The 9,258-nt window shown below is 60.1% G+C and carries 7 protein-coding genes; 3 read left to right on the top strand and 4 right to left on the bottom strand.

What is annotated here, in order from left to right; all coding sequences use genetic code 11:
* The coding region (locus DBR24_RS08600; RefSeq protein WP_305888838.1) for a CarD family transcriptional regulator at window positions 1-1,867 on the bottom strand (1,867 nt) is incomplete at its 3' end.
* Window positions 1,868-2,221: 354 nt separating this feature from the next.
* Here DBR24_RS08600 and DBR24_RS08605 point away from each other — a divergent pair.
* Window positions 2,222-3,685, top strand: coding sequence for a glyceraldehyde-3-phosphate dehydrogenase (locus tag DBR24_RS08605; protein WP_123461946.1), 1,464 nt, complete (start codon window positions 2,222-2,224; stop codon window positions 3,683-3,685).
* 186 nt (window positions 3,686-3,871) lie between these two features.
* Here DBR24_RS08605 and DBR24_RS08610 read toward each other — a convergent pair whose 3' ends face one another.
* On the bottom strand, window positions 3,872-5,173 hold the full coding sequence (locus DBR24_RS08610) for an MFS transporter (RefSeq protein ID WP_128614500.1): 1,302 nt from the start codon (window positions 5,171-5,173) through the stop codon (window positions 3,872-3,874).
* Between the two features lie 162 nt (window positions 5,174-5,335).
* On the opposite strand from DBR24_RS08610, the gene DBR24_RS08615 reads away from it, so the two are divergent.
* Window positions 5,336-6,280, top strand: coding sequence for an FAD:protein FMN transferase (locus DBR24_RS08615; protein WP_256591348.1), 945 nt, complete (start codon window positions 5,336-5,338; stop codon window positions 6,278-6,280).
* Between the two features lie 197 nt (window positions 6,281-6,477).
* Window positions 6,478-7,872 carry a Si-specific NAD(P)(+) transhydrogenase gene (sthA, locus tag DBR24_RS08620; protein ID WP_064117858.1) on the top strand — a complete coding sequence of 465 codons (1,395 nt, stop codon included), beginning with the start codon at window positions 6,478-6,480 and terminating at the stop codon, window positions 7,870-7,872.
* Window positions 7,873-7,914: 42 nt separating this feature from the next.
* On the opposite strand, the gene DBR24_RS08625 is transcribed toward sthA, so the two are convergent.
* Window positions 7,915-8,637, bottom strand: coding sequence for a glycerophosphodiester phosphodiesterase family protein (locus tag DBR24_RS08625; RefSeq protein WP_123461950.1), 723 nt, complete (start codon window positions 8,635-8,637; stop codon window positions 7,915-7,917).
* A 14-nt stretch (window positions 8,638-8,651) separates the two neighbouring features.
* Window positions 8,652-9,233, bottom strand: coding sequence for a PilZ domain-containing protein (locus DBR24_RS08630; RefSeq protein ID WP_128614502.1), 582 nt, complete (start codon window positions 9,231-9,233; stop codon window positions 8,652-8,654).
* Window positions 9,234-9,258 lie beyond the last annotated feature (25 nt).

Genomic DNA, 9,258 nt, shown 5'->3' on the forward strand with positions numbered 1-9,258 from the left:
GTTTTGGTGCGAGCATGTCTTCGCGCACGGCCTCGATGGTGGATTGCTGATCCGGGGTTTCTTCGAACGGGAAGCCGGCGCTGAACGTCGCATAATCGGCTTTCGGGTCGGCGAACGCATAACCTTCGCGAGCGGCACGGCGGGCGTAGATGTCGAGCAGTTCGGCGGCAACGTCGCGCACCTGCTCAGCCGCCTTGCGCTTGGCTTTCTGCCAGGTTTCGGAGCCGAGGCGATGCAGCGGAGCCAGGGAGTCGTCACTGCCGGTGTAACGCGCGATCAGGTGCAGGTTGGCCACCGGCACGTAGAGCTTGGCGTTCTCGGCGTACTCGAGGGTGAGGAATTCCGCGGCCTGATTGTCGATTTCCAGAATCGTCAGGCCCAGATAGCGCCCGACACCGTGATCGATGTGCACCACCGGCGCGCCTTCGCGCAGTTCGGTGAGGTTTTTGATCACTGCATCGTTGGCGACATCGCTGCGCTTCTCGCGGCGGCGCCGCTGCATGACCCGCTGACCGAACAGCGGGCTTTCCGCGACCAGCGCCAGCGCCGGGTCGTCGAGCATCAGACCTTCGTCAAGCGGGGCAATGGTGATCGCCAGGCGGTCTTTGCCCGCGACGAAGTCCGGCCAGCTGTCGACGGTTTTCGGCCGCAGCTTGAGGCGTTCCAGCAGCTCCAGCAGCACTTCGCGCCGGCCCGCGGATTCGGCGGTGAACAGCACGCGCCCAGGGAATTCGTCGAGGAATGCCGAAAGCGCGGCCAGCGGTTGCGTGGCCTTGGCTTCGATTGCCAGATTTGGCAGGGATTGCGCCGGGAAGCGCTCACGGCCGACGCCGGTGTCCACATCCTGTTGACTGGCCACCACGCGCGGCCAGTTCTTCAGGCGGGCGAAACAGTCTTCCACCGGCAGGAACAGCTCTGCCGGTGGCAATAAAGGACGCGATGGATCGACGCGGCGCTCTTCATAGCGATTGCGCACGTCGTTCCAGAAATTTTCCGCCGCTTGCTCGATGCCCGGCAGCGAGAACACCTGGGTGTCCTGGGGCAAGTAATCGAACAGGGTCGAGGTTTCGTCGAAGAACAGCGGCAGGTAGTACTCGATACCGGCCGGAGTAATCCCGCTGCTCAGGTCCTGGAAGATCGGGCAGCGACGGAAGTCGACATCGAAGCGTTCGCGGAAACGCGCCTTGAAGCGGGTGACCGCATCTTTTTGCAGCGGGAACTCACGGGCCGGCAGCAGCTTGACTGAATCGACCTTGTCGATGGAACGCTGGTTTTCCGGATCGAAGGTCCGCAGGGTCTCGATTTCGTCGTCGAACAGGTCGATGCGGTAGGGCAGCTTGCTGCCCATCGGGAACAGGTCGATCAGCGCGCCGCGCACGGTGAACTCGCCGTGCTCGTAGACCGTGTCGACGTAGCGATAGCCGCTGGCTTCGAGCCGCGCGCGCATCTGCTCGACATCGAGTTTCTGCCCGACATCCAGCACCAGGCTGCTGCCGAGCAGGAATTTGGTCGGCGCCAGTCGATGCAGGGCGGTGGTGATCGGTACCACCAGCACGCCATGCGCCAGTTCCGGCAGTCTATAAAGGCTGGCGATACGCTGGGAAATGATGTCCTGGTGCGGCGAGAACAGGTCGTAGGGCAGGGTTTCCCAGTCGGGGAAATGCAGAACGGGCAAATCCGGGGCGAAGAAACTCAGCTCCTGTTCCAGCCGTTCGGCACTCTGGCTGTCGGCGGTCAGTAGCAGGGTGAAGCGCTTGGCAGCGCTGGCAGCCTCGGCAATCGCGAGACTCAGGGCAGCACCGGGCAGATTGCCCCAGTGCTGTTTACCTGCCGCAGCAGGGAGAAGCGGTAGACGCAGAACAGGCACGGAAGGTTGAGCTCCAGGCGTTGCGACAAAGTCGGTAATTGTAGCGGCGTCGGGTGCCGCCTGTCAGTTGCAGACTACGTCTATCTTCGTTGTTTGCGCGAAATGTAGTGGTAACCATAAAAACGAGCACTTTTTTCAGGGTTATGTAGTGCCGAAATCGGATGGTGTTACGGAGGGTTACAGACATCGTCTAACAGTAGTCGAAAAATTGACTGCGCTGGAGGCCCCGGTTTTACTGGGCTCGCGGAGGGTGTGATTTTTTTGGAGGAAATTTTGTTACCGATTGCGCGACAAGCGCGCATTGCTGAAAGAGGTTGTCGGCGGCATAATGTAGCCCCTTTTTTCTGCCCCTACATGTGGAAGGTTACCGTGACTCAGAAGCCCGACCAGTGTCTTGGTGAATGGATCGACCGTGAAGCACTCGCAGAAGCGATGATTCCGCTTATCGGTCAGCTCTACCGCAATAACAACGTGGTGAGCTCGATCTATGGCCGCAGCCTGATCAACCAGTCTGTCATCGCGATTCTCAAAGCTCACCGCTTTGCGCGCCACCGCTCTTCCGACGACAGCGAACTCTCCGTCCACGAAACATTCCCACTGCTCAAAGCCATGAGCGAGCTCAAGCTCGGCGCGGCTTCGGTAGACCTGGGCAAGTTGGCGTTCAAATTCCGCAGCGAAGGCAATGGCCGCAGCGCCGAGCAGTTCGTGCGTGAAGAACTGGCTGACGTGGTTGGCCAGCAAAACGCTTCGGCCCGCAAAGGCACTGACGTTGTGCTGTACGGCTTCGGTCGTATCGGCCGTCTGCTGGCGCGCATCCTGATCGAGAAAACCGGTGGTGGCGACGGTCTGCGTCTGCGTGCCATCGTCGTGCGCAAAGGCGCCGACAACGACCTGACCAAACGCGCCAGCCTGCTGCGTCGCGATTCGGTGCACGGTCCGTTCAACGGCACCATCGTCATCGACGAAGAAAACAACACCATCACCGCCAACGGTAACCTGATCCAGGTGATCTACGCGAAGAACCCGACCGAGGTGGATTACACCCAGTACGGGATCAAAGACGCGCTGCTGGTGGACAACACCGGTGTATGGCGTGACGCCGATGGCCTGGGTCAGCACCTGCAATGCCCGGGTGTCGCTCGAGTTGTTCTGACCGCGCCTGGCAAAGGCAAGCTGAAGAACATCGTTCACGGTATCAACCACAACGAAATCACTGCTGACGACAAGATCGTGTCCGCCGCTTCCTGCACCACCAACGCCATCGTGCCGGTGCTGAAGGCTGTGAATGACAAGTTCGGCATCATCAACGGTCACGTCGAAACCGTTCACTCGTACACCAACGACCAGAACCTGATCGACAACTTCCACAAGGGCGATCGTCGTGGCCGTAGCGCCGCGCTGAACATGGTGATCACCGAGACCGGTGCTGCCACCGCTGCTGCCAAGGCCCTGCCTGAGCTGGCCGGCAAGCTGACCGGTAACGCGATCCGCGTTCCGACGCCAAACGTGTCGATGGCCATTCTCAACCTGAACCTTGAGAAAGCCGCCACCCGTGAAGAGATGAACGAGTACCTGCGCTACATGGCGCTGCACTCCGATCTGCACAAGCAAATCGACTTCGTCAACTCGCAGGAAGTGGTGTCCACTGACTTCGTGGGTTCGCGTCACGCCGGTGTGGTCGACGCTGAAGCGACCATTGTTCAGGACAACCGCGTTGTACTGTACGTCTGGTACGACAACGAGTTCGGCTACAGCTGCCAGGTGGTTCGCGTGATGGAAGACATGGCCGGTGTAAACCCGCCAGCGTTCCCGCGCTAAGCACTCGTTGCAAATGAAAACGCCCCGACTTAGGTCGGGGCGTTTTTGTTTGTGTGGCTGGATCAATCTCTATTGCCTGTGCCGGCCTCATCGCTGGCAAGCCAGCTCCCACAGGTTCTTGGGAGGTTGCACAATTGTGTTCACGCCCGAAGTCCCTGTGGGAGCTGGCTTGCCAGCGATAGCGTCTTATCTGGCGCCGCCGACGATCGAGGCCTGCGCAGTACGCAGCTCATGCCGGTTACCGCGGAACAACACCAGCGTCGCAATCAATCCCAACACCGCCGCACCACTGAGCCAGATCCCCGGCGCTGCCTTGTTGTCCAGCACATGAATCAGGTAAGTACAAGCCGCCGGGGTAAACCCGCCGAACGTCGCGGTCGCCAGGCTGTAGGCCAGCGAGAAGCCGGTCGTACGCACTTCAACCGGCATGATCTCGGTCAGCGCCACCACCATCGCGCCGTTGTACGAACCGTAGAGGAACGACAGCCACAATTCGACAATCAGCAAATGGCTGAAGCTCGGGTTCGCCACCAGCCACGACAGTGCCGGATAAGCCGTCAGGATCGCCAGAATGGTCGCCGCCAGCAGTAAGGGTTTACGGCCGATCTTGTCAGACACCGAGCCCATCACCGGCAACCAGAAGAAGTTCGACAGACCAATACACACCGTCACCAGTAACGCATCGAAATCCGACAAATGCAGTTCAGCCTTGCCGAACGTCGGGGTGTACGCAGTGATCAGGTAGAACGACACCGTAGTCATCACCACCAGCGCCATGCCGGCGATGACAATGCCAAAGTTCTGACCGATCGAGCGGACAATTTCCCGCAGGGTCGGGCGATGTTTCCTGGCTTGGAACTCTGGCGTTTCCTCCAGCGAGCGGCGAATGACAAAGATCACCGGCACAATCATGCAGCCGATCAGGAACGGCACGCGCCAGCCCCAGTCACCCATTTGTTCCGGGCTCAGCCAGTGGTTGAGGCCGACGCCGAGCAGGCCGGCGAAAACCACCGCCGCTTGCTGACTCGCAGACTGCCAGCTGACGAAGAAGCCCTTGCGGCCTGGTGTGGCGATCTCTGCCAGATAGACAGATACGCCGCCCAGTTCTACGCCAGCGGAAAAGCCTTGCAGCAACCGACCAAACAGCACGATCAACGGCGCAGCGACGCCGAGGGTGGCGTAGCCCGGCACGCAGGCAATCAGCACCGTACCGGCAGCCATCAACGCCAGCGTGATGATCAGCCCTTGGCGACGGCCATGACGGTCAATGTAGGCGCCGAGGAAAATCGCCCCGAGCGGACGCATCAAGAAGCCGGCCCCAAAAGTGGCCAGTGAAAGCATCAGCGAAGCGAAGGCGCTGTCGGTGGGGAAGAAGGTCTTGGCAATGGCTGTGGCGTAAAAGCCATAGACCATGAAGTCGAACATTTCGAGGAAGTTGCCGCTGACAACGCGAAAAATCGCTTTGCCTTTGCCCGTGGTGGAGGACATGTTCAGGTACTCGCTATTGGATTTTGTATAAAGATGTTGCAGATCCTTTAATTCATAATGGCCGTCGCGGTTTTACGGAGAGATGAATAATTGTTCACTAGACGGTTGCTTGGGCTTGTGATTCTGGCTGGCTTATTGGCAGGCTGCGGCAATGGCGATTCCATGGAAAGCCTTGGTGGGGCGACCATGGGCAGCACGTATTCAATCAAGTATGTGCGCCGCGCCGGCTTGCCCGAACCGAAGCAAGTTCGCGGTGAAGTGGAGGGGATCCTCGGCGAAGTCGATCGGCAGCTATCGACCTATCGCAACGATTCGGACATCGAGCGCTTCAACGCTTTACCCGCCAATAGCTGTCAGAAAATGCCTGCAGCGGTACTCGAATTGGTCCGCACGGGCGAACAACTGTCAGCGCAAAGCGAAGGCTCCTACGACCTGACTGTCGAACCGCTGTTGAATCTCTGGGGGTTCGGCCCGCAGGGGCGCGAAGAGAAAGTCCCTGGCGCCGCCGCACTCGCCGAGGTGATGTCGCGCGTCGGTTATCAGCACTTGCGCATCAATGGCGAGCAGTTGTGCAAGGACGCCGCTGTCGAAGTCGACTTCAACAGCATCGCCGCCGGGTATGCCGTCGACACCATTGCCGCCAGACTCGAAGCCATGGGTATCCATGACTATCTCGCTGAAGCCACGGGCGAACTGAAGGCCAAGGGCAAAAAACTCGACGGCTCGGCATGGCGCATCGCGCTGGAGGAGCCGCGTGACGATCAACAGGTGGCCGAGCGCATCATTAATGTCGATGGCTACGGTGTGTCCACGTCCGGGGATTACCGTAACTATTTCCTGCAGGACGGTCGGCGCTATTCCCACACTCTCGATGCGCGCAGCGGGGCGCCGGTCCTACACAATCTGGCGTCAGTCACGGTGATTCATCCTTCAGCGTTGATGGCCGATGGACTATCGACGCTGTTGCTGATTCTCGGGCCGGAAAGGGCGTGGGACTATGCCGAAAAACATGGGATTGCTGCATTCTTCGTGATTCGTGCCGATACAGGTTTCGTCATCCGCACCAGTCGGGCGTTCGAGCGGCTCAATGGCGCAAAAGTTGACTGAAAACAGTACGAAGGCTGGCGTTGTAGTGCAGGCAAAAGTAGCCTACGACGCGACCAAGGGTTAATGTGCGCGGCGTTGACGCTTCTATAGACTGTGTCCGGGTTCTTCATTGGCCCCCAATTGTTCCTTCGCGCCGCGATTCGGCGTGATTTAGCCGTCGGTGCTGCTGGCATCGCGGCCTGTTCTGAGGAGTACGCATGGCTGTCTACAACTACGACGTGGTGGTGTTGGGTTCCGGCCCGGCGGGAGAAGGCGCGGCAATGAACGCCGCCAAAGCAGGGCGCAAGGTCGCGATGGTCGACAGCCGTCGCCAGGTCGGCGGTAACTGCACCCACCTCGGTACCATCCCGTCCAAGGCCCTGCGTCACTCGGTGCGGCAGATCATGCAGTTCAACACCAACCCGATGTTCCGGGCGATCGGCGAGCCGCGCTGGTTCTCCTTCCCGGACGTGTTGAAAAGCGCCGAGAAAGTCATTTCCAAACAAGTCGCTTCGCGTACCGGCTACTACGCCCGTAACCGCGTCGACGTGTTCTTTGGCACCGGCAGCTTCGCCGACGAGCAAACCATCGAAGTGGTCTGCGCCAACGGCGTGGTCGAGAAACTGGTGGCCAAGCACATCATCATCGCCACCGGTTCGCGCCCGTATCGCCCGGCGGACATCGATTTCCACCACCCGCGCATCTACGATAGCGACACCATCCTCAGCCTCGGCCACACCCCGCGCAAACTGATCGTTTACGGCGCCGGCGTGATCGGTTGCGAATACGCCTCGATCTTCAGTGGTCTGGGGGTATTGGTTGAGCTGGTGGACAACCGCGGTCAGTTGCTGAGCTTCCTCGACTCGGAAATCTCCCAGGCGCTGAGCTACCACTTCAGCAACAACAACATCACCGTGCGCCACAACGAAGATTACGATCGCGTTGAAGGCGTCGATAACGGCGTGATCCTGCACCTCAAATCCGGCAAGAAGATCAAGGCCGACGCCTTGCTCTGGTGCAACGGCCGTACCGGTAACACCGACCAGCTCGGTCTGGAAAACATCGGCGTCAAGGTCAACAGCCGTGGCCAGATCGAAGTCGACGAGGCCTACCGCACCTGCGTGCCGAACATCTACGGTGCCGGCGATGTGATCGGCTGGCCGAGCCTGGCCAGTGCCGCCCACGACCAGGGTCGTTCGGCAGCCGGCAGCATTGTCGATAACGGCAGCTGGCGCTTTGTGAATGACGTGCCGACCGGTATCTACACCATTCCGGAGATCAGCTCGATCGGCAAGAACGAGCAGGAACTGACCCAGGCCAAGGTGCCGTACGAAGTCGGCAAGGCGTTCTTCAAGAGCATGGCGCGTGCACAGATCGCCGGCGAGCCGCAAGGCATGCTGAAGATCCTGTTCCACCGTGAAACCCTGGAAGTACTGGGCGTGCACTGCTTCGGTTATCAGGCGTCGGAGATCGTGCACATCGGTCAGGCAATCATGAGCCAGCCGGGTGAGTTGAATACGCTGAAGTACTTCGTCAACACCACGTTCAACTACCCGACCATGGCCGAAGCCTATCGGGTAGCGGCGTACGACGGCCTCAACCGGCTTTTTTGACGGGCTCCGGCCGGTGGCCTGAGCCGGCCGGGGAGACCGATTTCAGCAATTCTCGAGGGTGGCAGTGGCCAAACCGGGAAAGTCTGTAATCAGGCTGTCAACGCCGAAGTCGGCGAGTCTGCGCATCAGCGCAGGCTCGTTGACGGTCCACACCGACACATGCAGCCCCTGACGCTGCGCCTTCTGCAGGCGTTCCGGCGTACACAGCGTCCAGTTCAGCGCCAGAATCTCACAGCCATAGTTGGCCGCGACCTTCAACGGGTCGAGCCAGGCGTATTCGGCTACCAGTCCGCGTGACACGTCCGGCACCAGGTCCAGTGCCGCTTTCAGCACTTCTCGCGAACTCGAAGTAATGGTCACCTTGTCGAGCAAGCCATGGCGCTGGGCCATTTCGCGAATCGCCAGCACGGTGGTTGCAGCGCGGGTGCGCGACGCACTTTTGACTTCCAGTTGCCAGTGCTCGAAATCACACTGCTCAAACAATTCTTCCAGCGTTGGAATCGGGCACGGCTTGATCCAGCCCGGGCCGCCCTTGCGCGCGTCGTAGGTCACAAGTTCCGCGGCGGTGTGCTCGACGACCTTGCCACGGCGGTCGGTGGTGCGCTTGAGGGTCGGGTCGTGGATGACCATCAACTCGCCGTCCTTGGACAGGTGCAGGTCCAGTTCGCAACGGCGCACGCCGTGTTTGAGACATTCCTGAAAACTGGTCAGGGTATTTTCCGGTGCTTCGCCCTTGGCGCCGCGGTGGCCGTAGATGAGGGTCACGGTGCTTCCTTAAATTAGATGCCAGATTCGTTCTGTTCGCGGGCCAGGCGTCGTTCCTGGGCCTGCTTCTGCAAGATATAGCGCGCGAGCAACTGGCGCTGGGCGTCGGTCAAGTGTTCGAACTCGGTGCCGACGTCGTAGCCGTCGCCCTTGCGATCGCAATGGGTGACGCGGGCGCGCAGCAACAGGCCGAGCGCCTGCGGCATCAGCACCAGTTTCACCGACAGGTGCGCGCCAGTGGCAAGCGCGGTCGGGTGCTGAAAGTCGATCCCGCCTTCGGAGATGATCACCGGTTGCGGCTCGCCGATGTGGCCGAGCACGGTCAGGGCGACTACCTGGCTGAGCAGGTCGATGCGTTTGTTCTGGGATTTGAGGAACGCGGCGATGGCCCGGTCGCGCTCGCTGATCTGGCGCAACAGGTGTTGCGACTCGAATTCACTCAGGTGCAGTTCACTGAGCAGGTTGAAGAGCGGGGAAGCATCCTGCAACACTTCCTGGCCTGCGGCTTCGGGAGCGGACAGGGGCTGAATTTCCAGTGCGATCGTGTCCTCGATACGGTAGTATTCGCGGCGATCTTCTTCATCTAATGTCGACATGGCGAACCCATGGTAGCGGCGGTGG

The organism is Pseudomonas sp. HMWF006 (genome assembly GCF_003061205.1).
GTDB classification, from domain to species: Bacteria; Pseudomonadota; Gammaproteobacteria; order Pseudomonadales; family Pseudomonadaceae; genus Aquipseudomonas; species Aquipseudomonas monsensis.

Coding starts and splice junctions, on each gene's coding strand:
- DBR24_RS08605 (WP_123461946.1), top strand. CDS start 2,222: ATGTGGAAGGTTACCGTGACTCAGAAGCCCGACCAGTGTCTTGGTGAA.
- DBR24_RS08610 (WP_128614500.1), bottom strand. CDS start 5,173: ATGTCCTCCACCACGGGCAAAGGCAAAGCGATTTTTCGCGTTGTCAGC.
- DBR24_RS08615 (WP_256591348.1), top strand. CDS start 5,336: ATGGAAAGCCTTGGTGGGGCGACCATGGGCAGCACGTATTCAATCAAG.
- sthA (WP_064117858.1), top strand. CDS start 6,478: ATGGCTGTCTACAACTACGACGTGGTGGTGTTGGGTTCCGGCCCGGCG.
- DBR24_RS08630 (WP_128614502.1), bottom strand. CDS start 9,233: ATGTCGACATTAGATGAAGAAGATCGCCGCGAATACTACCGTATCGAG.